Source organism: Actinomadura chokoriensis, from assembly GCF_039529475.1.
Lineage (GTDB): Bacteria > Actinomycetota > Actinomycetes > Streptosporangiales > Streptosporangiaceae > Spirillospora > Spirillospora bangladeshensis.
Map to the genome: position 1 here is coordinate 356040 of NZ_BAAAMW010000002.1, position 23264 is coordinate 379303.

At 72.7% G+C, this 23264-nt stretch carries 23 protein-coding genes; 13 read left to right on the plus strand and 10 right to left on the minus strand.

Annotation, left to right across the window (positions count from 1 at the left end):
• Positions 1–12: 12 nt before the first annotated feature.
• From ABFX46_RS05845 to ychF, 3 genes are all read right to left on the minus strand, one after another.
• Positions 13–291 carry a hypothetical protein gene (locus tag ABFX46_RS05845; protein ID WP_131943116.1) on the minus strand — a complete coding sequence of 93 codons (279 nt, stop codon included), beginning with the start codon at positions 289–291 and terminating at the stop codon, positions 13–15.
• A gap of 60 nt (positions 292–351) precedes the next feature.
• The gene (locus ABFX46_RS05850; RefSeq protein ID WP_346040302.1) at positions 352–1374 is read right to left on the minus strand and encodes a conjugal transfer protein; all 1023 of its coding nucleotides are present in this window, start codon (positions 1372–1374) and stop codon (positions 352–354) included.
• Positions 1375–1841: 467 nt separating this feature from the next.
• Positions 1842–2933 (minus strand): redox-regulated ATPase YchF, encoded by a 1092-nt coding sequence (gene ychF, locus ABFX46_RS05855; RefSeq protein WP_346040303.1) that lies wholly within the window; start codon positions 2931–2933, stop codon positions 1842–1844.
• Positions 2934–3087: 154 nt separating this feature from the next.
• Between ychF and ABFX46_RS05860 the strand changes: the two genes are divergently transcribed.
• Positions 3088–4467 carry a DNA recombination protein RmuC gene (locus tag ABFX46_RS05860; RefSeq protein WP_346040304.1) on the plus strand — a complete coding sequence of 460 codons (1380 nt, stop codon included), beginning with the start codon at positions 3088–3090 and terminating at the stop codon, positions 4465–4467.
• Positions 4468–4523: 56 nt separating this feature from the next.
• Positions 4524–5072, plus strand: coding sequence for a DUF6542 domain-containing protein (locus tag ABFX46_RS05865; protein WP_346040305.1), 549 nt, complete (start codon positions 4524–4526; stop codon positions 5070–5072).
• A gap of 20 nt (positions 5073–5092) precedes the next feature.
• On the opposite strand, the gene ABFX46_RS05870 is transcribed toward ABFX46_RS05865, so the two are convergent.
• Positions 5093–6058 carry a 4-hydroxy-3-methylbut-2-enyl diphosphate reductase gene (locus ABFX46_RS05870; RefSeq protein WP_346040306.1) on the minus strand — a complete coding sequence of 322 codons (966 nt, stop codon included), beginning with the start codon at positions 6056–6058 and terminating at the stop codon, positions 5093–5095.
• A 155-nt stretch (positions 6059–6213) separates the two neighbouring features.
• On the opposite strand from ABFX46_RS05870, the gene ABFX46_RS05875 reads away from it, so the two are divergent.
• Positions 6214–7173: a DUF8129 domain-containing protein gene (locus ABFX46_RS05875; protein WP_346040307.1), complete on the plus strand. Its 960-nt coding sequence runs from the start codon at positions 6214–6216 to the stop codon at positions 7171–7173.
• Between the two features lie 50 nt (positions 7174–7223).
• Here the strand turns inward: ABFX46_RS05875 and ABFX46_RS05880 are convergent, their stop codons facing one another.
• Entirely contained in the window at positions 7224–7649 is a 426-nt protein-coding gene (locus ABFX46_RS05880; RefSeq protein WP_346040308.1) for a MarR family winged helix-turn-helix transcriptional regulator, read from the minus strand.
• A gap of 39 nt (positions 7650–7688) precedes the next feature.
• Here ABFX46_RS05880 and xseA point away from each other — a divergent pair, with 39 nt between their 5' ends.
• A complete protein-coding gene (gene xseA, locus ABFX46_RS05885) occupies positions 7689–8903 on the plus strand; it encodes an exodeoxyribonuclease VII large subunit (protein WP_346040309.1) in 1215 nt (404 codons plus the stop codon).
• Between the two features lie 10 nt (positions 8904–8913).
• Complete coding sequence (locus tag ABFX46_RS05890) at positions 8914–9147, plus strand: exodeoxyribonuclease VII small subunit (protein ID WP_346040310.1); 234 nt, start codon at positions 8914–8916, stop codon at positions 9145–9147.
• Positions 9148–9150: 3 nt separating this feature from the next.
• Here ABFX46_RS05890 and ABFX46_RS05895 read toward each other — a convergent pair whose 3' ends face one another.
• A complete protein-coding gene (locus ABFX46_RS05895; RefSeq protein ID WP_346040311.1) occupies positions 9151–9879 on the minus strand; it encodes a DUF4245 domain-containing protein in 729 nt (242 codons plus the stop codon).
• 20 nt (positions 9880–9899) lie between these two features.
• Entirely contained in the window at positions 9900–10568 is a 669-nt protein-coding gene (locus ABFX46_RS05900; RefSeq protein ID WP_346040312.1) for a TetR/AcrR family transcriptional regulator, read from the minus strand.
• A 195-nt stretch (positions 10569–10763) separates the two neighbouring features.
• On the opposite strand from ABFX46_RS05900, the gene glpX reads away from it, so the two are divergent.
• Positions 10764–11798: a class II fructose-bisphosphatase gene (gene glpX, locus ABFX46_RS05905; RefSeq protein WP_131943127.1), complete on the plus strand. Its 1035-nt coding sequence runs from the start codon at positions 10764–10766 to the stop codon at positions 11796–11798.
• Here the strand turns inward: glpX and ABFX46_RS05910 are convergent.
• Positions 11795–12403, minus strand: a complete 609-nt coding sequence (locus ABFX46_RS05910; RefSeq protein ID WP_346040313.1) for a DUF1707 SHOCT-like domain-containing protein — start codon at positions 12401–12403, stop codon at positions 11795–11797. The two genes, glpX and ABFX46_RS05910, sit on opposite strands and share 4 nt — an antisense overlap.
• Positions 12404–12487: 84 nt before the next feature.
• Between ABFX46_RS05910 and ABFX46_RS05915 the strand changes: the two genes are divergently transcribed.
• The 3 genes from ABFX46_RS05915 (at position 12488) to ABFX46_RS05925 (ending at position 15541) form a co-directional block, all read left to right on the plus strand.
• Positions 12488–13441, plus strand: a complete 954-nt coding sequence (locus ABFX46_RS05915; protein ID WP_346040314.1) for an ABC transporter ATP-binding protein — start codon at positions 12488–12490, stop codon at positions 13439–13441.
• Positions 13438–14238 (plus strand): ABC transporter permease, encoded by an 801-nt coding sequence (locus ABFX46_RS05920; protein WP_346040315.1) that lies wholly within the window; start codon positions 13438–13440, stop codon positions 14236–14238. The genes ABFX46_RS05915 and ABFX46_RS05920 overlap by 4 nt, the downstream gene beginning before the upstream one ends.
• A 73-nt stretch (positions 14239–14311) precedes the next feature.
• Entirely contained in the window at positions 14312–15541 is a 1230-nt protein-coding gene (locus ABFX46_RS05925) for an MFS transporter (protein WP_346040316.1), read from the plus strand.
• 356 nt (positions 15542–15897) lie between these two features.
• Here ABFX46_RS05925 and ABFX46_RS05930 read toward each other — a convergent pair whose 3' ends face one another.
• Both ABFX46_RS05930 and pdxR read right to left on the minus strand, forming a co-directional pair.
• Entirely contained in the window at positions 15898–16128 is a 231-nt protein-coding gene (locus ABFX46_RS05930) for a hypothetical protein (RefSeq protein ID WP_163061242.1), read from the minus strand.
• A 29-nt stretch (positions 16129–16157) separates the two neighbouring features.
• The gene (pdxR, locus tag ABFX46_RS05935) at positions 16158–17594 is read right to left on the minus strand and encodes a MocR-like pyridoxine biosynthesis transcription factor PdxR (protein ID WP_346040317.1); all 1437 of its coding nucleotides are present in this window, start codon (positions 17592–17594) and stop codon (positions 16158–16160) included.
• A gap of 113 nt (positions 17595–17707) precedes the next feature.
• Between pdxR and ABFX46_RS05940 the strand changes: the two genes are divergently transcribed.
• The 4 genes from ABFX46_RS05940 (at position 17708) to ABFX46_RS05955 (ending at position 23259) form a co-directional block, all read left to right on the plus strand.
• Positions 17708–18649, plus strand: coding sequence for an EamA family transporter (locus ABFX46_RS05940; RefSeq protein WP_346040318.1), 942 nt, complete (start codon positions 17708–17710; stop codon positions 18647–18649).
• Between the two features lies 1 nt (position 18650).
• Positions 18651–20291 (plus strand): fumarate hydratase, encoded by a 1641-nt coding sequence (locus ABFX46_RS05945; protein ID WP_346040319.1) that lies wholly within the window; start codon positions 18651–18653, stop codon positions 20289–20291.
• A 201-nt stretch (positions 20292–20492) separates the two neighbouring features.
• Complete coding sequence (locus ABFX46_RS05950; RefSeq protein WP_346040320.1) at positions 20493–21761, plus strand: serine/threonine-protein kinase; 1269 nt, start codon at positions 20493–20495, stop codon at positions 21759–21761.
• 97 nt (positions 21762–21858) lie between these two features.
• Positions 21859–23259: a class II fumarate hydratase gene (locus ABFX46_RS05955; protein ID WP_346040321.1), complete on the plus strand. Its 1401-nt coding sequence runs from the start codon at positions 21859–21861 to the stop codon at positions 23257–23259.
• Positions 23260–23264: the final 5 nt, after the last annotated feature.

Consider the following 23264-nt stretch of genomic DNA (forward strand, 5'->3'; position numbering starts at 1 on the left):
GCTCCAGGACGTTCAGGAGACGTCCACACCGAGGGCCTTGGCGATCGCCTTGGCCGTCGTCTCGATGATGTTCGGCACGTAGAAGACCACTCCGATTCCGATCGCCAGCACGATGAATTGGACGAAGCGCGTGATCTCGCGGGTGAACAGGAAGAAGATCGCCACAATGGAGACGATCACGAGGAACAGCGGGCCGAATATCTGGCGGAGCCAGTCGGCGAGCTGGTCGGTTTTGAGTTCGTCGTCCGCCAGGATTTCGTACGGAATCGACGCCATGAGGTGTTGCAGCATCGACTGACTACCTTCCTTGGTCGGCGGATTCGGGGGTTGGACGGTTCAATTCGCGGCCTCTCATGACGCGTCTGGTTCGGTGGTGCCGCGAATGTCGCGCACGAGCCAGGTCGTGCCCTTCTTGACCATGGCGAGCTGGTAGGTCTGCTCCAGCTCACCGCCGCCGCCCCCGGCGAGCTGCCACACCACCGTCGCGGTGACGGTGCGCTCGCCGCCGGGGCCCTTCGGCGCAACGACCTCCTTGACCTGCACGAACGTGACGGAGTTGGCGAGGCCGGCGATGGTCGTCCCGTCGGAGAAGCGCGACAGCGCCTCCTGGTTGCCGGTCGCGTACTCCTGGAAGAAGGTGCCGAGGAAGGGCTTGAGCTCGTTCTCCAGCGCGGTGTCGCGGTCGTCGACGCCGCCCTGCGGGAGCTGGGCCTTGGTCGGTGGGGGAAGAAGTGCGGGGCGGGCGGACACGACCAGGGAGCCGCTCGTGTCGGCGTACACGGGAACGGCGAGCCGCAGCCACCGGTCGGCGGTGCGGGCGAGCAGCGTCACGGTCGCGTTGTGGGCGTCGCGTGCGTCCACTCCGGCGACCTGGACGGACTGCACCTGCATCTTCCCGACGCTGTTCCAGCCGAATTGCGCGTCGGCGCCGTCGGGCAGGAAGGTGCGCAATTGCGCCTCGCGGGCGGGGGCGTTCTTCTGGTCGTAGTTCAGATAGACGTTGGCGAACTGGAGGGCGAACGCGCCCGCGGCGCTGCTGGGGAACGCGGCGCTCTTCGGCGGCTTGGACGAGGCGGTGCTCCCGCCGCCGGAGGCGGTGTCGTCGGCGGTGAAGCGCTCGAACGGGGCGCGGACGCCGTTGACGAGGATGACGATGATCAGCGCCCACAGCACGGCGCGGCCGACCCACACCCACCAGCGGCCGCCGGAGCCGCCCCAGCGGCCGCCGCGCGACCGGCCGCGGCCGTGCGGGCCGTCTCGCTCGGGCAGGTCCCACGACGGGTCGGCGGAGGACGCGAGCGCCCGGCCGGGCGCCGCGGTCTCCTCGACTACGGCGGTGTCACGGCCGCGTCCCGCGGCCGACCTGCGAGCCATCCTGCCTCCGCTCGCGCCTCGCCCCCGGTCGGCGCGCTCCTGTGCTGCCTGGTCGTGTTCCGGTGGCTTTTCCGAACCCACCTCGGGCCCAGGGTAACCACGGGCGTCAATTGTTCCAGCGCATCGCAGCGAAGCACAGCCCCGGCACGCGGTTGTGGATAATGCAATCCACCTCAGCAGGAACGGGGAAGATTGCCAAACGGTGACGATCCCCTATCCAAGGCTCCGAAGAGTGCGCAGGTCCAGGTTTCGGACAAGCGGCACGACTCGGTTGTTGCTTGGTGACCTGGTGGCCGCGACGGCCGTCGACTGTTCCCGAAAGAAACCGACAATGTGCCACATTCGCGACATCGCACACTAAAACGCCCAGCTCAGTGGCCCCATGGGTCCCGAAGCGACCCGCTGTTGCCAAAATCACACTGGTCACGGCCGTTGTCAGACGCCGGAACGGCCCGCCGGCGGGGCGGTCAGACGTTGAAGCGGAACTCCACGACGTCGCCGTCCTGCATCACGTACTCCTTGCCCTCCATGCGGACCCGTCCGGCGGTGCGGGCGGCGGCCATGGAGCCGGCCTCGACCAGGTCGCCGAAGGAGACGATCTCGGCCTTGATGAAGCCGCGCTGGAAGTCGGTGTGGATGACGCCGGCGGCCTCCGGCGCGGTGGCGCCCTTGCGGATCGTCCAGGCCCGTGCCTCCTTGGGCCCTGCCGTCAGGTAGGTCTGCAGGCCGAGGGTGCCGAACCCGATCCGGACGAGCTGCGAGAGGCCCGACTCCTCCTGGCCCATGCCCTGGAGCAGTTCGAGGGCCTCGTCGTCCGGCAGCTCGATCAGCTCGGCCTCGATCTTGGCGTCCAGGAAGATCGCCTCGGCGGGGGCCACCAGGTCGCGCAGGCGCGCGCGCAGCGCCTCGTCGGTCAGCTCGCTCTCGTCGAGGTTGAAGACGTAGAGGAACGGCTTCGCGGTGAGCAGGTGCAGCTCGCGCAGCAGCACGAGGTCGATGCCGGCCCCGTCCGCGCCCGCGAAGAGCGTGACGCCGTCGTTCAGCAGCTTCTGCGCGGCGTTGACGGCGTCGACGACGGCGAGCTTGTCCTTGTCCTTCTTGGTGCGCGCCTCCTTGTCGAGGCGCGGCAGGGCCTTCTCGATCGTCTGGAGGTCGGCCAGGATCAGCTCGGTGTTGATCGTCTCGATGTCGCGGGACGGGGCGACGTCGCCGTCCACGTGCGTGACGTCCGGGTCCTCGAACGCGCGGATGACCTGGCAGATCGCGTTGGTCTCGCGGATGTTGGCGAGGAACTTGTTGCCGAGGCCCTGCCCCTCGGACGCGCCCTTGACGATGCCCGCGATGTCGACGAACTCCATCGTCGCCGGGATGATCTTCTGCGAGCCGAAGATCTCCGCCAGCGCGTGCAGGCGCGGGTCGGGCACCCCGACCACGCCGACGTTGGGCTCGATGGTCGCGAACGGGTAGTTGGCGGCCAGCGCGTCGTTCTTGGTCAGCGCGTTGAACAGGGTGGACTTGCCGACGTTGGGCAGCCCGACGATTCCGATGGAGAGGCTCACGGCGGTCAAGTCTATGAGCGCCCGGGGACCCCTCGGACGGCCGCGCGGACCGCCGCGAAACTCCGCCCGTTCCGCCGGATGTCCGGAACGCGGCGTCCGCCGGGCATCGGCGCGTCGCGGACGCGGTTCGCCGCCGCGCTGCCACGATGAGCGGATGGACCTCGCGCTGCTCGCCGGCCTGCTCCTCGGCGCCGTCTTCGGCGCCGTCGCCGGGTACGCGCTGGCCACGAGCCGGCAGGGCGCGCTGATCGCGCGGGCGCGGGCGGCCGAGGAGAAGCTCGCCTACGCCGAGGACCGGATGGCCGAGCACTTCGAGAACCTGTCCGCGAAGGCGCTGGACGCCAGCAACCAGCGGTTCCTGGAGCTGGCGGACGCGCGGCTCAAGGCGGCCGGGGCCGAGGCGGCGGGCGACCTGCAGCGCCGCCAGCAGGCCGTCGAGCATCTGGTCGCGCCGCTCAAGGAGACCCTCGCCAAGGTCGAGGAGCAGCTCCGCGAGGTGGAGACGGGCCGCCGCGAGTCGCACGCGATGCTGGCCAAGCAGGTCGACTTCGTCCGGCAGAGCTCCGACCAGCTGCGCCGCGAGACCCAGTCGCTCGTCCGGGCGCTGCAGCGGCCCGAGGCGCGCGGGCGGTGGGGCGAGCTGCAGCTCCGCCGGGTCGTGGAGCTGGCGGGCATGACGCACCACTGCGACTTCGACGAGCAGGCGAGCGCCTTCACGGCCGACGGCACGGTGCGTCCCGACATGGTGGTGCGGCTGGCGGGCGGCAAGAGCATCGTGGTCGACTCCAAGGTCTCCCTGGCCGCCTACCTCCAGGCCGCCGAGAGCGGCGACCCGGTCCGGCTGGACGCGCACGCACGCCATCTGCGCGACCACGTCGACCGGCTGGCGGCCAAGTCGTACTGGCAGGCGTTCAGCCCCGCGCCGGAGTTCGTGGTCCTGTTCATCCCCGGCGAGGCGTTCCTCGCCCCGGCGCTCGACCGCGATCCCGGCCTGCTGGAGTACGCGATGCGCCGCCGGGTGCACATCGCCACGCCGACCACGCTCATCACCATGCTGCGGACGGCGTCCTACGCGTGGCAGCAGGCCGCCCTCTCCCGCAACGCCCGCGCGGTCTTCGAGCTGGGCAAGGAGCTGTACGAGCGGCTCGGCACGATGGGCCAGCACGTCGACGAACTGGGCCGCGCGCTGACCGGTGCCATCAAGTCCTACAACCGGACGGTCGGATCGCTGGAGACCCGCGTGCTGGTCAGCGCGCGCAAGCTGAACGAGCTCGGCGTGGTCGACGACCGCCTCGACGGCCCACGTCCCGTGGAGGAAAGCCCCCGCGCGCTCTCCGCAGCCGAACTCACCGCGGACGACCCCCTCCCGGGCGGCCGGCAGGACGGGGAGGAACTCCGGCCCGCCCCGGGCGCGGAAGCGGTAGGTTTCGGCTCAGAGGCCATCCCCGAGCAGACCGGCCGGCGCGACCGCCCCGAGCGGAGCGGACCGGGGAGTGCGGGGGATCCCTCCCCCACGGCGAAGGGGTGGCGATGAGTTCATCGACGGCACGCGGTGCGCCCGGCGGCGCCTCGCCGGCTCCGGGGGGTTCTGTGGGACGTCAGCACGGCGCCGCCCCGCCGCGCCCGCGCTCGCGCGCCGCGGGGAGCCCGGTCACGCTGACCGGGCGGGGAGGCATCGTCGTCATGTTCGCCGCCGGGGTCGTCTGCGGGCTGCTGTCGCGCTGGTTCGACGTGCCGCTGCTCGCCGGCGCCGGGTTCGCGATCGGCTGCGCGCTGGCCGCGTTCGCGACGCGTCCCGCCGACCTGCTGACGCTCGTCGTCAGCCCGCCGCTGGTGTTCTTCGCCGCCACCGTCACGGTCGTGTTCGCGACCACGCTCGGCAACGGCTCGCTGCTGCGCGGCCTCACCGTCGGCGTCCTGACCGCGCTGGCGGCCACCGCGCCGTGGCTGTTCTTCGGCACGCTGCTGGTGCTGGTGATCTGCCTGGCGCGGGGCCTCATGACCAACGTCCGCGAGCTGCGCGACAAGCTCGTCGGGGTGCGTCTCTTCGAGAAGGAGGAGAACGAGAACCCCGTCCGGTGGGACGAGGCCCCGGCCGCGGCGGGGGATCGCCGCCTCCACCACGGCGAGGTCGACTGACCCCGCCGCGCCCGGAGCGGTCAGACCGGCGTGATGCGGAGGTCCTTGCGGAGTTCCTTGGGCAGGGAGAAGCGCATGCGCTCCTGGACGGACTCGATCTCCTCCGCCTCGCCGAAGCCCCGCTCGGCGAGCCAGGCCAGGACCTCCTGGACCAGCTCGTCCGGGACGGACGCGCCGCTGGTGACGCCGACGGTGGTGACGCCCTCCAGCCAGGCCGGGTCGATCTGCTCGGCGTAGTCGACGAGGTGGGCGTCGTCGGCGCCGTGCTCCTTGGCGACCTCGACCAGCCGCACGGAGTTGGAGGAGTTCGTGGAGCCGACGACGATGACGAGCTGGGACTGCGCCGCCATCTCCTTCACGGCGACCTGCCGGTTCTGGGTGGCGTAGCAGATGTCGTCGGACGGCGGGTCCATCAGCTTGGGGAACCGCTCGCGGAGCTTCTCGACGGTGGCGACGGTCTCGTCCACCGACAGCGTGGTCTGCGACAGCCACGCCACCTTCTCGGGGTCGCGGACCCGGACGTTGGCGACGTCGTCGGGCCCGTCGACGAGGTGGATGTGGTCGGGCGCCTCACCGGTGGTGCCGATGACCTCCTCGTGGCCCTCGTGGCCGATCAGCAGGATGTCGTAGTCCTGCGCGGCGAACCGCACGGCCTCCTTGTGGACCTTGGTGACCAGCGGGCAGGTGGCGTCGATGGTGCGCAGGTCGAGGCCCTTGGCCTCCTCGTGCACGACGGGCGCCACGCCGTGCGCGGAGAACACGACGATCGACCCCTCGGGGACCTCCTCGGTCTCGTCCACGAAGATCGCGCCGCGCTCCTCCAGCGTCTTCACGACGTGGACGTTGTGCACGATCTGCTTGCGGACGTAGATCGGCGCCCCGTACTTCTCCAGGGCGATCTCGACCGTCTGGACGGCCCGGTCGACGCCTGCGCAGTAACCACGCGGCTTGGCGAGCAGGACACGGCGCTGGCTGTTGGCGGTCATGGCTCTATCGTACGAGTGACCGGGGCATAGGAGTGACCGGGCTGTGACCGACTCCATGCCGTTTTTGGACAGAAATCCATTAACCCGGGGAGACCCTCATCGCACCCATGGGGCAGAGTGGTCCTCACGAGACGAGGCAGGAAGAGGAAGAGTCGATGACGAAATCGCCGCGCCGCCTCAAGGAGCAGGTCCGGGACACGGTGGGCGAGCAGGTCCGCGATCTCCCGCTGCACGCCGTCCGGCTGGCCATGTTCGGCGTCGGCCGGGCGCTGCTGCTGGGCGACCGGCTCACCCGGGACTACAAGGAGATCACCGAGGGCGGCGGCGTCAAGCCGGTGATCGGGCGGCTGCGCGACGACGTCCAGACCACGGCCGAGAAGGTCGTTGGGCGCGTGGTCGAGCGGGTCCGCGGTGAGGAGGCCGAGCCCGAGCCGGAGCCCGTCCGCCGGACCCGGCCCGCGGGCCGGGCGTCCGCCGCGCGCACCGCCGGTGAGGAGATCTCCGTCGGCAAGCCCGGCGCCGAGCCGCGGCACACGCCGAAGCACGCGCGGCCCGGGGTGCCGCCGAAGCCCGCCAAGCCGGGCGCGCTGGGCCGCAGGCACGCCAAGCCGGCGGACGAGCGCGCCGACACGGGGGCGCCGGTGGCCCGGCCCGCGCCGAAGCCGGTGCCGTCCGAGCCGAAGCCGGAGCCCGCGCCGCAGGCCCGGCCCGCCCCGAGCCCGAAGCCCGCCGACGCCGGGAAGCCCGCCGAGGCCGGGAAGCCCGCGAAGAAGCCCGCGCCCGCGAAGAAGGCGGAGCCGGAGCCGGCCGCGGAGGCCGCGCCGGCCGAGGCATCGGACGAGGCGACGGAGAAGGCGGTCGCGCAGGACGAGAAGGCGTTCGAGCCGAAGCCGGAGAACAAGCCGGCCGCTCCGGCGGAGGCCGCGCACATCGCCGAGGACCTGCCGGTCCCGAACTACGACACGGCGACGCTGCCGCAGCTGCGGGCGCGCCTGCGCGGCCTGTCCGTCGAGCAGGTGAAGCTGCTGCGCGAGTACGAGCGCAAGCACGCCGGCCGCGAGGACGTCATCCGCATGTACGAGCGCCGCATCGCCAAGCTCAACGGCCTCGGCTGACGCCCCGCCGCGACGGAGGAGCCCCCGGCCCGGCCGGGGGCTTCCGCGTGTCAGGACCCGCCGAGGAGCTTGTCGAGGGCGGGCAGGGCCGCCGCGACCAGTGCGCGCTCCGCGTCCGTCAGGTTCGCGAGCCGCTCGGTGAGGAACGCGAGCCGGCGCTCCCGTCCCTCGGCCAGCCGGTCGCGGCCCGCCGCGGTGAGCCGGGCCGTGACGACGCGGGCGTCGGCGCCGTCCCGGCCGCGGGTGATCAGCCCGTCGCGCTCCAGCCGGTTGATCTGCGCGGTCATGGTCGGCAGCCGGACGCCGTGCTCGGCGGCCAGCTCGGTCATCCGGCGCGGCCCGTGCTCCAGCGAGCCGAGCACGGACAGCTGCTGCGGCGTGACCGGCTGGTCGGCGCTCACCTGCCGCAGCATCAGCACGACATGGCGCAGGCGCAGGTTGAGCTGCTCGGCGAGCTCGCGTTCGGATGCGGTCACGTTCACTCTCCTCAAGGTCGTAGTCAGTAGTGTTCCTGCATGGCGATGGAGACCACGGCCGAATCCCCGGTTCCGGTGCGGACGGTCCTGCAGGCGGTGAGCGGCTGGATCGGCAGGCTCGGCCGGATCTGGGTCGAGGGGCAGATCACCGATCTCAACGCCCGCGGCGGGACGGTCTACATGACGCTCCGCGACCCGGTGGCGAACATGTCGGTGCGGGTCGTCGGGCCGCGCGCGGTATTCGAGGCCGCCGGGCCGGCGGTGACCGACGGCGCCCGCGTCGTGGTGCACGCCAAGCCGGACTTCTGGATCAACCGGGGGACGTTCTCGCTGAGCGTGCTGGAGATCCGCCCGGTCGGGGTCGGCGAGCTGCTGGCCCGGCTGGAGCGGCTGAAGCAGGTGCTGGCGTCGGAGGGGCTGTTCCGGCCGGAGCGCAAGCGGCCGCTGCCGTTCCTGCCCGGGAAGATCGGGCTGATCTGCGGCCGCGACTCCGACGCCGAGCACGACGTCCTGCAGAACGCCCGGCGGCGCTGGCCCGCGGTCGCGTTCCGGGTGGAGAACACCGCGGTGCAGGGCTCGTACGCGGTCGGCGAGGTGATGGAGGCGCTGCGGGCGCTGGACGCCGATCCCGAGATCGATGTGATCATCATCGCGCGGGGCGGCGGCGCGATGGAAGACCTGCTGCCGTTCTCCGACGAGGCGCTCGTCCGGGCGGTGTCGGCGGCCCGCACCCCGGTGGTCAGCGCGATCGGGCACGAGCAGGACTCCCCCATCCTGGACCTGGTCGCGGACGTGCGCGCCTCGACCCCGACGGACGCGGCGAAGAAGGCCGTCCCCGACGTGCGGGAGCAGCTGCAACTCGTCCGGCAGCTGCGCGACCGGGGGCGGCGCTGCCTGGCGGGGGCCGTCGACCGGGAGCTGGCGTGGCTGAAGGCGGTGCGGTCGCGGCCCGCGCTGGCCGACCCGGTGCGGGAGATCGAGCGGCAGTCCGAGCAGGTCGCGGCGCTGCGGGACCGGACGCGCCGGTGCCTGTCCGGGGCGCTGGACCGGGCCGGCGACGAGCTGTCGCACACCCGCGCCCGGCTGCTGGCCCTCTCCCCCGCCGCGACGCTGGAGCGCGGCTACGCGATCGTCCAGCGGGAGGACGGGTCGGTCGTGCGCGCGTCCGCGGCCGTCGAGGACGGGGAGCATCTGCACGTGCGGCTGTCCGACGGGCGCCTGGACGTGGCCGTGACCGGCCGTGAGGGGTCTTAAGGTGGGGCAGGTGGCGGACGACAAGGGGACGGCGGAGAAGCCGTCGTACGAGCAGGCACGGGACGAGCTGACCGAGGTCGTCAAGCGGCTGGAGGCGGGCGGGCTCACGCTGGAGGAGTCGCTCGGCCTGTGGGAGCGGGGCGAGAAGCTCGCCGCGGTGTGCGAGGAGTGGCTGGAGGGCGCCCGCGCCCGGCTCGCCGCCGCCCTCGACCGGCCGGGGAACGGGGACGCGGCCCCGTTCTGACGGTCAGGAGGCCGGTGTCGCCGCCGGCGAGGGCGCGAGCGTCGCGCCCTCCCTGCTCTGCGGCTTGAGCGACGCCGCCAGGACGGCCAGCTCCTGGTAGGACGCGGTACCGGTCACCACGAGGCTCACGCCGTCCGGCAGGGTGCGGGCGAGGGTGTTCGCCTTCTTGTCCTTGCGGTGGTACTTCGTCCAAGTGACGCCGCCGACCTGCTGCGTCCCGACGGGCGTGCTGCTGTTCGCCATGCGCGGGATGTACTCGGACGCCTTCTCGTTGCTCTGCTCCAGCGCCGCGTACTCGTCGCTCGGCGTCACGAACCCGAGGTGCCAGGAGACGGGGTCCTCGCCGCCCGACTTCAGCCCGTTCAGCCGGGAGCTGTTCGGGCGCCAGTCGGCGGGCAGGCCCACGGGCGCGTACACGGTGAAGGGCGCGTCGCTGCGCATCGCCCACAGCTGCGAGCTGTAGTCGACGGTCGGCAGGACCTCCTTGTCGCCGCGCGGCGACACGACGTAGATCGCCAGCACCAGCAGCAGGCACGCGGCCATCGCGAGCGTGAAGCCGCCGAGCCCCGTGGTCAGCCGCTTGTGCACGCCGGGGCTGACCTCGACGATCGGCCGCCCGGACGCGTCCCGCCGGGCCGGGGTCTCCTGCTCGCGCGCGGTCTCCGCGCCGTCCTCGGCGTGCGCCTCGGGCTCCGCGGGCTCCGCGGCGGTGGAAGGGGTCTTGTCGGTCACCCCTCCAGGATCCCCCACGGTCAGCGCTGCTCCGTACGGGGGTTGCGGATCGTGCCGACGATGCCCATGATCTCCTCGGCGTGGCGGCGGGCGGCGTCCTCGTCGTCCATCAGCGAGATCTCCGAGACCGCGCCCGCCATCGCGCCGGTGAGCACGGTGACGAGGGCCTCGTCGACGCCGCCGCCGGGGGTGTGGAACAGCGCGGCGTTGCGGCGCGCCCACTTGTTGAGCCGCTGCCGCATGACGCGGTCGAACCCGGGCGGGCCGTCGCCGGAGATGAACAGCCGGGCGACGTCGCGCTCGTCGAGGCAGCCGTTCAGGTAGGCGCCCGCGCCGGCGATGAACTGCCGCATGGGGTCGGTCTCGCCGGCCTCCCGGACGGCGTTGATCGCCTCGCGGGTGCGCTCCTGCTGGCGGCCCTGGAAGTCCTCGAACAGCGTGAGGTACAGGTCCGCCTTGCCGTTGAAGTGGTGGTAGAGGCTGCCGACGCTGGCGCCCGCCTTGGCGACGATGTCGGTGACCGCGGCCTGGGCGAACCCCGACGCACAGAAGACGTCCCTGGCCGCGGTCAGCAGTGCGCCGCGCGTGGCGGCCCCGCGGTCGGAGGTCCGGGCGGGCGCCTCGGCCGGGCGCTGCGCACCCCCGTCGCGGGCCACCTCGCCGGACGAGACGTCGATGTCGCTGCTCATGGTGCCTGAGATTACGCCCTCTCCCATGGGGAAACGATCCCTTGCCCGCGTGACCGTCAAATCAGGGCGCCGCGCGGGGCTGGTACCGCGGGTGCCGGTACGATCCGTGCGTTCGGCTGGTCTGGTCCAATTTGTGGCCCGCCGTCCGGTCCACGGAGAATCCGAGGCACCACCGAACGAAGGGGCTGCCCCGTCATGTCCGATGAGACCACCGTTTCCTCCCCGCTGGCGACCGAGCCGGAGGCCCCCGACCGCAACCTGGCGATGGAACTCGTCCGGGTGACCGAGGCCGCCGCGATGGCCGCGGCCCGCTGGGTGGGCCGGGGCGACAAGAACGGCGCCGACGGGGCGGCGGTGAACGCCATGCGCCAGCTGATCAACACGGTGTCCATGCAGGGCGTCGTCGTGATCGGCGAGGGCGAGAAGGACCACGCGCCGATGCTGTTCAACGGCGAGGAGGTCGGCGACGGCTCCGGCGCCGAGTGCGACGTCGCGGTCGACCCCGTGGACGGGACGCGGCTGACCGCGCTCGGCATGAACAACGCGATCGCGGTCCTGTCGGTGGCACCGCGCGGGTCGATGTTCGACCCGTCCGCCGTGTTCTACATGGAGAAGCTGGTGACCGGCCCGGAGGCGGCGGACGTCGTCGACATCGAGCGGCCGATCGCCGACAACATCCGCGCGATCGCCCGCGCGAAGGGGTCCTCGCCGCACGACGTGACCGTCTGCATCCTGGACCGGCCGCGCCACGAGGGCATCGTGAAGGAGGTCCGCGAGGCCGGGGCGCGGATCAAGTTCATCCTGGACGGCGACGTGGCCGGCGCGATCATGGCGTCCCGTCCGGGCACCGGCGTGGACCTGCTGCTCGGCATCGGCGGCACCCCGGAGGGCATCATCGCGGCGTGCGCGATCAAGGCGCTGGGCGGGGTGATCCAGGGCCGGCTGTGGCCGCAGGACGACGCGGAGAAGCAGAAGGCGAAGGACGCCGGGCACGACCTCGGCCGGGTGCTGACCACCGACGACCTGGTGACGTCCGACGACGTGTTCTTCGCCGCGACCGGGATCACCGACGGGGAGCTGGTCGACGGCGTCCGCTACAGCAAGGGGACGGCGGTGACGCACTCGCTGGTGATGCGCTCGCGCAGCGGGACGATCCGGACGATCTCCAGCGAGCACCAGCTGAGCAAGCTGCGCGCCTACAGCGCGATCAACTTCGACACGGCGGTCTAGCGGCCCCGGCCGAGCCGGCCGCGGACGCGGGCGCGCAGCGACCGCCTCGGCGCGCGGGCGCGCACCGAGCCGAAGATCATCGTGCCGCCGACCTCGACCGTGGGCCCGTCCTGCGCGGGACGGGCCCGCAGGTCGCGGGTGCTGAGGATGGTGCGGCCGGTGACGCTGACGCCGACGCCGTCGGGGACGATCAGCCGGATCCGGCCGCCGAGGACGAGCGTGTCGACCACGACGTGGCGGCGCTGCATGACGGCTTCGCGGAGGTCGAGTTCGACCGTTCCGAACAGGGCGAGCAGCGGCAGCTTCACCGGGACGACCCAGCGGCCCTCCCGCCGGGTGCGGCCGAAGAACACCGAGACAGGGCGGTCGTCGACGAGGATGGGCTGGGCCTCCTCGGGGCTGAGGTCGCGGGTGAGGCCGGTGAGCTCGCCGAGGGTGCGGGCGGCGTAGACGCGGGAGGTGCGCTCGGAGTGCTCCTCCATGGTGAGCCGCCCGTCCGCGAGGGCCTCGCCGAGCACGGCGGCGACGCGCTCCCGGTCGGCGTCGGACGCGCGGAGGTCGCGCACGCTGGTGGCCTTGCCGGCCGGGCGATGGGGGACGTCCACCCCTAGAGGTTAACCTCCGGCGGGCGCTCGGCCTGCGGGAAAACCGTTGGGGCCGCGGCGGCCCCCGTCCCTAGGGTGAGGGGTATGACCTTGCAACGTGCCCAGATCGCGGCCGCCCGGGACGGGGCGGGGACGGCGGCGATCAGCCTGCGCGGCGTCGTGAAGCGGTTCGGCGGCTTCACCGCCGTGGACGGGCTGGACCTGGAGGTCCCGACCGGGGTCTGCCTGGGGCTGCTGGGCCCGAACGGCGCCGGGAAGTCGACGACGATGAAGATGCTGACCGCGCAGGCGATCGCCACCGAGGGCAGCATCGAGGTGCTCGGCTTCAGCGTCCCCCGGGAGTCCAAGCGCGCGCGGGCCGCGATGGGGGTCGTCCCGCAGCAGGACAACCTCGACGAGGAGCTGACCGCGCGGGAGAACCTGGAGGTGTTCGCGCACCTGTACCGGGTGCCGCGCAAGGACCGGCGCAGGGCCGTGGACGACGCGCTCGCGATCGCGCACCTGACCGAGCGGCAGCGCACGAAGGTGGACGACCTGTCGGGCGGCATGCGGCGGCGCCTGCTGATCGCCCGCGGGCTGGTGCACCGGCCCGCGCTCGTCCTGCTGGACGAGCCGACCGTGGGCCTCGACCCGCAGGTGCGGGCGGAGCTGTGGGGGCTGATCGACGGGCTGCGGGCCGCGGGCACGACCGTGCTGATGTCGACGCACTACATCGAGGAGGCCGAGCGGCTGGCCGACGAGTGCGCGCTGATGTCGCACGGCAGGGTCATCGCGCGGGGGTCGCCGTCCGAGCTGGTGGCCGAGTACGCGGGCGAGCGGGTCGTCGAGCACCACGGCCCGCCGGACCGGCTGGCGGAGGTGGAGCGGCTGGCACGGGCCGCGGGCCTGCCGACGCGCCGCACCGGCCCGTCGGTGTCGGTGCTGAAGGCCGAGACGATCCCGCCCTCGCTGGAGGACGAGCTGGGCCCGGACGGCGTGCGCCGCGCCGCGAGCCTGGAGGACGTGTTCGTGGTGCTGACCGGGGAGCGCGTCGAATGAGCGCAGCGGACGCGGAGCGGGCGCCGCAGCTCCGGCGGTTCGAGTTCGCGCCGGTGCGGGGCATCTGGCGGCACGAGCTGGCCCTCTACAAGCGGTACTGGATGTCGCAGTCGTTCGCGTCGATGGTGGAGCCGACGTTCTACCTGCTGGCGTTCGGCTACGGGTTCGGCTCGATGGTCGCGGTGGTCGCCGGGTTCCGGTACCTGGACTTCGTCGCGACCGGCGTCGTCGGGACGGCGGCGCTGTTCACGTCGATCTTCCCGGGCATGTTCAACGCCTACATCAGGCGCGTGTTCCAGCACACCTACGACGCGATGCTGGCGGCGCCCGTGGACGTCCACGAGCTGGTGACGGCCGAGGCGCTGTGGATCGCGGCCAAGTCGGCGGTGTACTCGTGCACGCCGCTGATCGTGGCGCTGTTCTTCGGCCTCGACCCCGCGTTCGGCATGCTGCTGGTGCCGTTCGTGACGTTCTTCACCGCGCTCGGCTTCGGCCTGTTCGGCATGTGGACGTCCTCGGTGGTGCCGTCGATCAACTCGTTCGACTACGTGATCACCGGCGTGGTGACCCCGCTGTTCCTGATCGCCGGGACGTTCTTCCCGGTGGACGCGCTGCCGGGCTGGGCGCAGAAGGCGTCCTACCTGAACCCGCTCTACCACTGCGTGGAGCTGGTCCGGGACGCGGTGTTCGGGCTGGACCCGCTGGCCGATCTCGGCCATCTGGGCGCGCTGGTCGCCTTCGCCGCGCTGATGTGGCTCATCGCCGTCCGGGGCATGCGCAGGCGCCTCGTCGATTGACGATTGACCCGGCACGTACGCTGTCCCTACGCTGACGCGAATCTTCTTCACGTTGCCAGAGAGGTCGGGCCGCATGACCCAGGGCACCACCGCGCGGGACCGCCAGGCCCGGTTCGCCGCGTACACGGCGTTCGCCGTCCAGGGGCTGTGCTTCGCCTCGCTGGTCACGCAGGTGCCGCAACTGCAGAAGGCGCACCACCTGAGCGACGCCACGCTGTCGCTGGTGCTGCTCATGGTGCCGCTGGTCGCCGGGGTGGGGAGCGTCGCGTCCGGCGCCCTGTTCCAGCGGCTCGGCAGCGGCCCGGTGCTGCGCGTCGCCCAGCCGGCCGTGGCCGTCATGATCGCGCTGATCGGCCTCACCGGCGACAACGACATCGCGCTGTACGCCGCGGTCGCGCTGTTCGGCCTGTTCGTCGGCGCGGTGGACGCCTCGATGAACGCGCAGGCGGTCGCGGTCGAGCGCCGCTACGGGCTCAGCCTGATCACCGGCTTCTACGCGGTGTGGAGCGTCGCGGGCATCCTCGGCGGGCTCTGGGCGTCGCTGTCCAACAAGATCGACCTGCCGCTGTCCGCCTGCTTCGCGATCGCCGCCGCCGCGGGGATCGCCGGCTCCCTCGCCACCGGGCACCGCCTGTACCGCCGCGCTGAGGAGGGCGGCGGGCCGACCGCCGAGGAGCTGAAGGCCGCCGGGCGCAGCGTCCCGTGGCGCCCGATCCTCGTCGTCGGCGCCGCGATGGCGGTGGCCTACCTCGCCGACGCGGCGATCTCCAACTACGGCGCCAAGTACCTGGACGACGAACTGTCCGCGAGCGACTGGGTCGCCCCCCTCGGCTACGTCGCCTACCAGATCACGATGGTGATCAGCCGCGGCGTCGCCGACTTCGCCGTCCGCCGCTCGGGCGCCGTCCAGGTGGTGCGGATCGGCGGCCTGGTCGGCATCGTCGGCATGGCCGGGGTCGTCGCGGCCCCGAACGCGGCCTTCGCGATCGCCGCGTTCGCCGTGGCCGGCCTCGGCCTCAGCGTGATCGCCCCGGTCTCCTTCACCGCCGCCGCCCGGGTCGACCCCACGGGCCTGGGCGTGGCCGTGTCCCGCGTGAACATCTTCAACTACGTGGGCTTCGTCCTGGGCGCCGCCGTGGTGGGCGCCATCGCCCCCATGAGCTCCGACCACGGCCTACGCCTGGCCTTCATAGTCCCCACGGCCCTGATCCTGGTCGTCTTCGCAACAGCCAAGGGCTTCGCCCCGAAACCACTACCAGGCGCCGACCCAAACGCCCCCGCCATGGAACGCCCCACAGTCTGACCCCCAACCACCAGAGGACGTTCCAACACCCACCAGACCAAGAGTCGGACGCGCGGAGAACGCCCTAACCCCCACGGTCCGAACCTCAACCACCGGAGCACGGGCAGGCACGCGGAGGGCGCTCTAGCGCCCGGAGCGGGCCTGCCCGCCGAGCCGGGCGACCGCAGCGACACCGCCAAACCCGCACGGTCACAACAAACCCGCACAGTGGCGTGAGGATCGACCGGCTCGTGACGGGGGTTCCAGGGGGTCGCCCCCCTGGGCCAACACAGCTCGCAACGGGGGTTCCAGGGGGTCGCCCCCCTGGGCCAACACAGCTCGTGACGGGGGTTCCAGGGGGTCGCCCCCCTGGGAGATCACGCGTCTTCCAGTGACCTGATGGCCTTCTCGCCTTCGGCTTGGGCCTGTTCCGGGGTCATGTCCGTCAGGGCTCGGCTGAGGGCGACCTCGGCGGCGTCGGCGGCGGCCCGGAGGGTCACGGCGTGCTCCTGTGCCCGTTCGAGGTCGCCCAAGCCGATGCAGTCGAAGGCCACCTGCGCGTCGTGGCCGGCCATCTTCAGCTGCCGTGCGGCCTCATCCAGACTCATCCATACCTCCTACACCGGGGATGCGAGTTCTACCCATCGGCACCGTGGGTAACCGCTTGACCCAGCAGTTCCGCGGCCTTGACCAGGCGGGTCTCGCTCAGGCCCGCGTAGCCGAGGACGAGCGCGGGGGGCGCGTCCGCGGCGCGTCCGGCCGACCAGAGGGAACGGGCGCCGGTGACGGCGACGCCCATCCGGGCGGCGCCGGCCACGACCGCGTCCTCGTCGCATCCGGGCGGTAGTTCCACGTAGAGGTGGATGCCCGCTGAGACGCCGTGAACCCTCGCGGCGGGCAGGTGGGCGGCGAGGGCTGCGGTGAGGGCGTCCCGCCGGGCCCGGTAGCGGCGCCGCATGGTGCGCAGGTGCCGGTCGTACCCGCCGGTGCGGAGGAACTCGGTGAGCGCGTGCTGCTCGACGACGGGGGCGCCGAGGTCGGTGCGGGAGCGGTGGTCGCGCAGCCGCGCGGCGAGGGCCGGCGGGGCGACGGCCCAGCCGAGCCGCAGCGCGGGCGCGAGGGACTTGCTCACCGAGCCGAGCAGGACGACGCGGTCGGGGTCGACGCCCTGGAGGCAGCCGACGGGGTCGCGGTCGTAGCGGAACTCGGCGTCGTAGTCGTCCTCCAGGATCAGGCCGTCGACGTCCCGCGCCCAGGCGATCAGGGCGGCGCGGCGGGCGGCGGACAGCACCACGCCGGTCGGGTACTGGTGCGCGGGCGTGACGAGGACGGCGCGGGCGCCGCTGCGGGCGAGCGCCGCGACGTCCAGGCCCTCGTCGTCGACGGGGACGCGGGCGAGCCGCAGCCCGGCGGACTCCATCATCGGCAGCTGCCGGGCGCTCGTCGGGTCCTCGACGGCGAGCGCCGGGTTGCCGCCCTGCGCGCGCAGCAGCGCGAGGAGGGCGGACAGCCCGTGCGCCACCCCGTTCATGATCACGACCCGGCCGGGGTCGGCGTGCGCGGCGCGGACCCGGCCGAGGTAGCCGGCGAGCTCCGCGCGCAGGGCCGGGACGCCGCCGGGGTCGGGGTAGCCGAGCGCGTCGTGCGGCAGGGTGCGCAGCGCGGCGCGGGCGGCGGCGATCCAGCGTTCGCGGGGGAAGGCGGCGAGGTCGGGGCGGCCGGGGGTGAGGTCGTGGGACGCCGGGGGCGCGGGGTCGCCGTCCAGCCGGTCCGGCGCGCCGGGACGCGGGGCCGGCTCGCCGGGCGGCGCGGTGTCCCCGTCGGGGCGGGCGAGCGGCGCGATCCGGGTGCCGTCGCCGCGCCGCGCGATGAGGAAGCCCTCGGCGGTCAGCTGCTCGTAGGCGGTGACGACGACGCCGCGGGAGACGTCCAGGTCGCGCGCCAGGTCGCGGCTCGACGGCAGCCGGGTCCCGGCGGTCAGCCGGCCGGAGCGAACGGCCGCGCGGAAGCCCGCGGCGATCTGCGCCGCCAGCCTGCCGGCGGACCGGTCCAAGGGAAGGTGAAGGTCGGTCACACCACACTCAGCGCCGGGAGGTGGCGGGAGCGTCACGAAGGTCGCATTGGTCCACGATTCAGCGTAGCCAATGGCCCTGGGAGATGAGCCAATGCGCTTCTAGCGTTTCCTCCATGAACGGCTCTCAGCGACGCGGCACGGCCGGTGCCGGCACCGCGATGTTCCTGGTCGGCACGCTCACGGCGGTGTCGGCGACGATCGCGTCCTATCCCCTGTTCGGCGGCCAGGCGGTCCGGTACGCGGTCGCCGCGGCCGTCCTGCTGGCCGTCGCCCGGTTCGCCGGCGGACCCGCGGCGCGCCCGTCGCCGCGCGACTGGCTGCTGCTGGCCGCGCTGGCGGCGACGGGGCTGGTGGCGTTCAACGTCTGCATCGTCGAGGCGACCCGGGACACGAGCCCGGCCACGATCGGCACGGTGATCGCGGCGTCCCCGGTCGTCCTGGCGCTGGCGGGGCCGCTGCTGGAGCGGCGCCGCCCGGCCCCGCCGGTCGTGGCGGCGGCCTGCGTGGTCGCGGCCGGGGCGGCGCTGGCCAACGGCCTCGGCGGCGGGAGCGTCCGCGGGCTGCTGTTCTCGCTCGGCGCGCTCGCCGGGGAGGTGTGCTTCTCGCTGCTGGCCGTCCCGCTGCTGCCCCGGCTCGGCCCGCTGCGGGTCTCCGCGTACTCGGCCGCGCTCGCCGCCCCGATGCTGCTGGCCGTCGGCGTCGCCGCGGACGGGGCGGCGGTGCTGCGCGTCCCGACCGGTGCCGAGCTGGCGGGCTTCGCCTACCTGTCCGCGGTCGTCACCGTGATCGCGTTCCTGCTCTGGTACGACGCGATCGGGCGGCTCGGCGCCGACCGCGCGGGGCTGTTCGCGGGGCTGATCCCGGTCAGCGCGGTCGTCACGACGGTCGCGCTCGGCCTCGACCGGCCGGGACCGGCGGATCTCGCGGGCGCCGCGCTGGTCGCGGCGGGCGTCGCGGTCGGGCTGCGGGCCCGGGTCGCCCCCCGTGAACCGGCCGTTCCCGAGCCCGTAACCTGTGAGGCGGCCCCCATCGGAATCGCGCGAGGATCTGCCTGAGATGCCTGAGTTCTCCTACACCGACCTGCTGCCGCTCGGCCCGGACGAGACCGACTACCGGCTGCTGACCTCCGACGGCGTGTCCGCCTTCGAGGCGAACGGGCGGACGTTCCTGCAGGTCGAGCCGGAGGCGCTGCGGCTGCTCACCGAGACCGCGATGCGCGACATCGCGCACCTGCTCCGCCCGGCGCACCTCGCGCAGCTCCGCCGCATCCTGGACGACCCCGAGGCGTCCCCCAACGACCGGTTCGTCGCGCTGGACCTGCTGAAGAACGCGGGCATCGCCTCCGGCGGCGTCCTGCCCATGTGCCAGGACACCGGCACCGCGATCGTGATGGGCAAGCGCGGCCAGCACGTCCTGACCGACGGCAACGACGAGGAGCACATCTCGCGCGGCGTGTACGACGCGTACACGAAGCTGAACCTGCGCTACTCACAGATGGCGCCGGTGTCGATGTGGGACGAGAAGAACACCGGCAGCAACCTGCCCGCGCAGATCGAGCTGTACGCGGCGCCGGGCGACGCCTACAAGTTCCTGTTCATGGCCAAGGGCGGCGGCAGCGCGAACAAGTCGTTCCTGTACCAGGAGACCAAGGCCGTCCTGAACCCGAAGCGGATGATGTCCTTCCTGGAGGAGAAGATCCGCTCGCTGGGCACGGCCGCGTGCCCGCCGTACCACCTGGCCATCGTGGTCGGCGGGACGTCCGCCGAGTACGCGCTGAAGACGGCCAAGTACGCCTCGGCCCACTACCTGGACACGATGCCGACGGAGGGCTCCCCGCTCGGCCACGGCTTCCGCGACCTGGAACTGGAGCTCCAGGTGTTCGAGCTGACGCAGAAGCTCGGGATCGGCGCGCAGTTCGGCGGCAAGTACTTCTGCCACGACGTGCGGGTGATCCGGCTGCCGCGGCACGGCGCGTCCTGCCCGGTGGCGATCGCGGTGTCGTGCAGCGCCGACCGGCAGGCCCTCGCCAAGATCACCGCGGAGGGCGTGTTCCTGGAGCGGCTGGAGACCGACCCGGCCCAGTACCTGCCCGACACGACCGACGAGCACCTGAACGACGAGGTCGTCCGGATCGATCTGAACCGCCCGATGGACGAGATCCGCGCCGAGCTGACCCGCTACCCGGTGAAGACGCGGCTGTCGCTGACCGGCCCGCTCGTCGTGGCCCGCGACATCGCGCACGCCAAGATCAAGGAGCGGCTGGACGCCGGCGAGCCGATGCCGCAGTACCTGCGCGACCACGCCGTCTACTACGCGGGGCCCGCCAAGACGCCGGAGGGCTACGCGTCCGGGTCGTTCGGCCCGACCACCGCCGGCCGGATGGACTCCTACGTCGAGCAGTTCCAGGCCGCCGGAGGCTCGCTGGTCATGCTCGCCAAGGGCAACCGGTCCAAGCAGGTCACCGACGCCTGCAAGGAGCACGGCGGGTTCTACCTCGGCTCCATCGGCGGACCGGCCGCGCGGCTCGCCCAGGACTGCATCAAGAAGGTCGAGGTTCTGGAATACCCGGAACTCGGGATGGAGGCCGTCTGGAAGATCGAGGTCGAGGACTTCCCGGCGTTCATCGTGGTCGACGACAAGGGCGAGGACTTCTTCGCCGACACCACCGGTCCCGTCCTCACCATCGGCAGGCGCTGACACCCGGCGGGGCGTCCTGCGGGGGCGTCCCGCCGGGCGTCCCGCCGGGCGTCCGAGGGGGCGTCCCGCGGGCCTCCGAGGGGCCCGCAGGGCGCCCATGGCCGTTGTTTCTCGTCGGTAGGTCACAGTATTGGGCCAAATATTTGGTTCCTGCTGAGGTCTCCCCGATGACCGCCTGGCCACTCCGGTATCTTTTCCGCCATGTCACAGTCAGAGCGCCTCGTTCTAGCGACGCGCTACCGGCTGGTCTCGGAAATAGGTCAGGGTGCCAACGGCACCGTCTGGAGAGGGCATGACGAGCTCCTCGATCGCGCGGTGGCGATCAAGGAGCTGCGGCTCCCCGAGGACCTCTCCGAGGACGACCGGGTGGTCTTCTACCGCCGTACCCTCCGGGAGGCGCGCGCGCCCGCGCAGCTGCGCACGCACTCCATCGTCGAGGTGTACGACGTCGTCATCGAGCAGGGCCGCCCCTGGATCGTGATGGAGATGATCGAGGCGCCCAGCCTCGAGCAGCTGATCGAGCGCTCCGGTCCGCTGCCGCCCGAACGCGTCGCGCACATCGGCCGCGCCCTGCTCGACGCGCTCAACGTCGCGCACAAGGCCGGGATAGTCCACCGCGACCTGAAGCCCAGCAACGTGCTGCTGGACGGCGACCGGGTCGTGCTGACCGACTTCGGCCTCGCGTTCTCCTCCGGCTCGGCGAGCCTGACGAAGACGGGCCACTTCATGGGCTCGCCCGCGTACGTGGCGCCCGAGGTCGCCGCCGGGGAGAAGGCCACCCCGCGGTCCGACCTGTGGTCGCTCGGCGCGACGCTGTACGCCGCGCTGGAGGGCCGCCCGCCGTTCGAGCGCGAGAACGTGATGGCGACGCTGTCCGCGCTGGCGAACGAGTCGACCCCGTCACCGCAGAACGCGGGCGCGCTCGCGCCCGTCATCACCGGGCTGCTGGAGAAGAACCCGACCCGCCGGCTCAGCCACGCGCGCGCCGTCGACCGGCTGGAGCGGGCGCTCGCCGGGCCGCGGTCCGGGCGCCGCCCGCCGACGCCCCGCTACCGGCTGATGGCGGTGATCGCGCTCATCGGCGCGACCGTCGCCTCCTGCGGGATCGGCGCGACCGCCCTCATCGTCGGGATGATGAAGGAGAGCCCCGGGCCCTCCCCCACCGCCGCCGCCACGTCCTCCGGCCCGGCGAACCCTCCGCGGGCCGCCGTGCCGCCCGGGGTCGAGTCCAGCACGCTGGTCGTGCGGGCCCGCAACGACGAGTGCAAGATCTTCGTCTCGGTGCCCGGCGACACGATCACGGTGCTCACCGACGAGAGCCTGCACACCGGCGACCTGCGGCAGTACGACCAGCCGCGCCTCAACGCCGTGGTCTACGACGCCTCCGCCTGCGACGTGTGGGTGAACGGCAAGGAGGAGCCGGCCGGCAAGCCGAAGGAGCGCAAGAACTACACCCTGAACAAGGAGTGAGCCGGAACCGGGAGTGAGAATGCCCACCCCGGGGAATGCGGGAGTCCTGCGGCGGGCTGGCATGAGGGACGGCCGAAGATCGCAGCGGGAGGCTTCCATGTCCGAGCAGGGGTTCCGGGTCGAGCACGACTCCATGGGCGAGGTGCGGGTGCCGGCGGCGGCCAAGTGGCGGGCGCAGACGCAGCGCGCGGTGGAGAACTTCCCGGTCTCCGGCCGGCCGCTGGAGGCCGCGCACATCGCCGCGCTCGGCCAGATCAAGGCCGCGGCGGCGACGGTGAACGCCGAGCTCGGCGTCCTCGACGCCGACATCGCCGGCGCGGTCGCCGAGGCCGCCCGGGAGGTCGCGGACGGCCGGTGGAACGACCAGTTCCCGATCGACGTGTTCCAGACCGGGTCCGGGACGTCGTCCAACATGAACGCGAACGAGGTCGTCGCGACGCTGGCGGAGGAGCGGCTCGGGCGCCCCGTCCACCCCAACGACCACGTGAACGCCTCCCAGTCGTCCAACGACGTGTTCCCGTCGTCGATCCACATCGCGGCGACCGGGGCCGTCCTGAACGACCTGGTGCCCGCGCTGCGGCATCTGGAGGCGGCGCTGGCGCGCAAGGCCGCGGAGTTCGCGACCACCGTGAAGTCGGGCCGCACGCACCTGATGGACGCGACGCCGGTGACGCTCGGCCAGGAGTTCGGCGGCTACGCGGCGCAGATCGGGCACGGCGTGGAGCGGCTGGAGTCCGTCCTGCCGCGGCTCGCGGAGCTGCCGCTCGGCGGCACGGCGGTCGGCACCGGCATCAACACCCCCGAGGGCTTCGCCGCCCGCGTCATCGCGGAGATCGCGCGGGTCACCGGGCTGCCGCTGACCGAGGCCCGCGACCACTTCGAGGCGCAGGGCGCGCGGGACGGCCTGGTGGAGGCGAGCGGCGCGCTGCGCACCGTCGCGGTGAGCCTCACCAAGATCGTCAACGATCTGCGCTGGATGGGCTCCGGCCCGCGCGCCGGGCTCGCCGAGATCCGGCTGCCGGACCTGCAGCCCGGCTCGTCGATCATGCCGGGGAAGGTGAACCCGGTGATCCCCGAGGCGGTGGCGCAGGTCGCCGCGCAGGTCATCGGGAACGACGCGGCGGTCGCGTTCGGCGGCGCGTCCGGCAACTTCGAGCTGAACGTGATGCTGCCGATGCTGGCCCGCAACCTGCTGGAGTCGATCACCCTGCTGGCGAACGCGTCCCGGCTGCTCGCGGACCGCTGCGTGGACGGCATCGAGGCCGACGCGGACCGCATGCGCGAGTACGCCGAGTCCTCGCCGTCGATCGTGACGCCGCTGAACCGCTACATCGGCTACGAGGAGGCGGCGAAGGTCGCCAAGCAGGCGCTGGAGGAGCGCCGGACGATCCGCGAGGTCGTGCTCGAACGCGGTTACGTGGACGACGGGAGGCTGACCGTCGAGCAGCTCGACGAGGCGCTCGACGTGCTGCGGATGACCGGTTCGTCCGGCAAGTGAGGCTT

What these genes read in the sequence shown, in the direction of transcription:
- ABFX46_RS05845 (WP_131943116.1), bottom strand. Translation starts at nt 291, where the DNA reads ATGCTGCAACACCTCATGGCGTCGATTCCGTACGAAATCCTGGCGGAC.
- ABFX46_RS05850 (WP_346040302.1), bottom strand. Translation starts at nt 1,374, where the DNA reads ATGGCTCGCAGGTCGGCCGCGGGACGCGGCCGTGACACCGCCGTAGTC.
- ABFX46_RS05860 (WP_346040304.1), top strand. Translation starts at nt 3,088, where the DNA reads ATGGACCTCGCGCTGCTCGCCGGCCTGCTCCTCGGCGCCGTCTTCGGC.
- ABFX46_RS05870 (WP_346040306.1), bottom strand. Translation starts at nt 6,058, where the DNA reads ATGACCGCCAACAGCCAGCGCCGTGTCCTGCTCGCCAAGCCGCGTGGT.
- ABFX46_RS05875 (WP_346040307.1), top strand. Translation starts at nt 6,214, where the DNA reads ATGACGAAATCGCCGCGCCGCCTCAAGGAGCAGGTCCGGGACACGGTG.
- xseA (WP_346040309.1), top strand. Translation starts at nt 7,689, where the DNA reads ATGGCGATGGAGACCACGGCCGAATCCCCGGTTCCGGTGCGGACGGTC.
- ABFX46_RS05900 (WP_346040312.1), bottom strand. Translation starts at nt 10,568, where the DNA reads ATGAGCAGCGACATCGACGTCTCGTCCGGCGAGGTGGCCCGCGACGGG.
- glpX (WP_131943127.1), top strand. Translation starts at nt 10,764, where the DNA reads ATGTCCGATGAGACCACCGTTTCCTCCCCGCTGGCGACCGAGCCGGAG.
- ABFX46_RS05915 (WP_346040314.1), top strand. Translation starts at nt 12,488, where the DNA reads ATGACCTTGCAACGTGCCCAGATCGCGGCCGCCCGGGACGGGGCGGGG.
- ABFX46_RS05920 (WP_346040315.1), top strand. Translation starts at nt 13,438, where the DNA reads ATGAGCGCAGCGGACGCGGAGCGGGCGCCGCAGCTCCGGCGGTTCGAG.
- ABFX46_RS05925 (WP_346040316.1), top strand. Translation starts at nt 14,312, where the DNA reads ATGACCCAGGGCACCACCGCGCGGGACCGCCAGGCCCGGTTCGCCGCG.
- ABFX46_RS05930 (WP_163061242.1), bottom strand. Translation starts at nt 16,128, where the DNA reads ATGAGTCTGGATGAGGCCGCACGGCAGCTGAAGATGGCCGGCCACGAC.
- ABFX46_RS05940 (WP_346040318.1), top strand. Translation starts at nt 17,708, where the DNA reads ATGAACGGCTCTCAGCGACGCGGCACGGCCGGTGCCGGCACCGCGATG.
- ABFX46_RS05945 (WP_346040319.1), top strand. Translation starts at nt 18,651, where the DNA reads ATGCCTGAGTTCTCCTACACCGACCTGCTGCCGCTCGGCCCGGACGAG.
- ABFX46_RS05950 (WP_346040320.1), top strand. Translation starts at nt 20,493, where the DNA reads ATGTCACAGTCAGAGCGCCTCGTTCTAGCGACGCGCTACCGGCTGGTC.
- ABFX46_RS05955 (WP_346040321.1), top strand. Translation starts at nt 21,859, where the DNA reads ATGTCCGAGCAGGGGTTCCGGGTCGAGCACGACTCCATGGGCGAGGTG.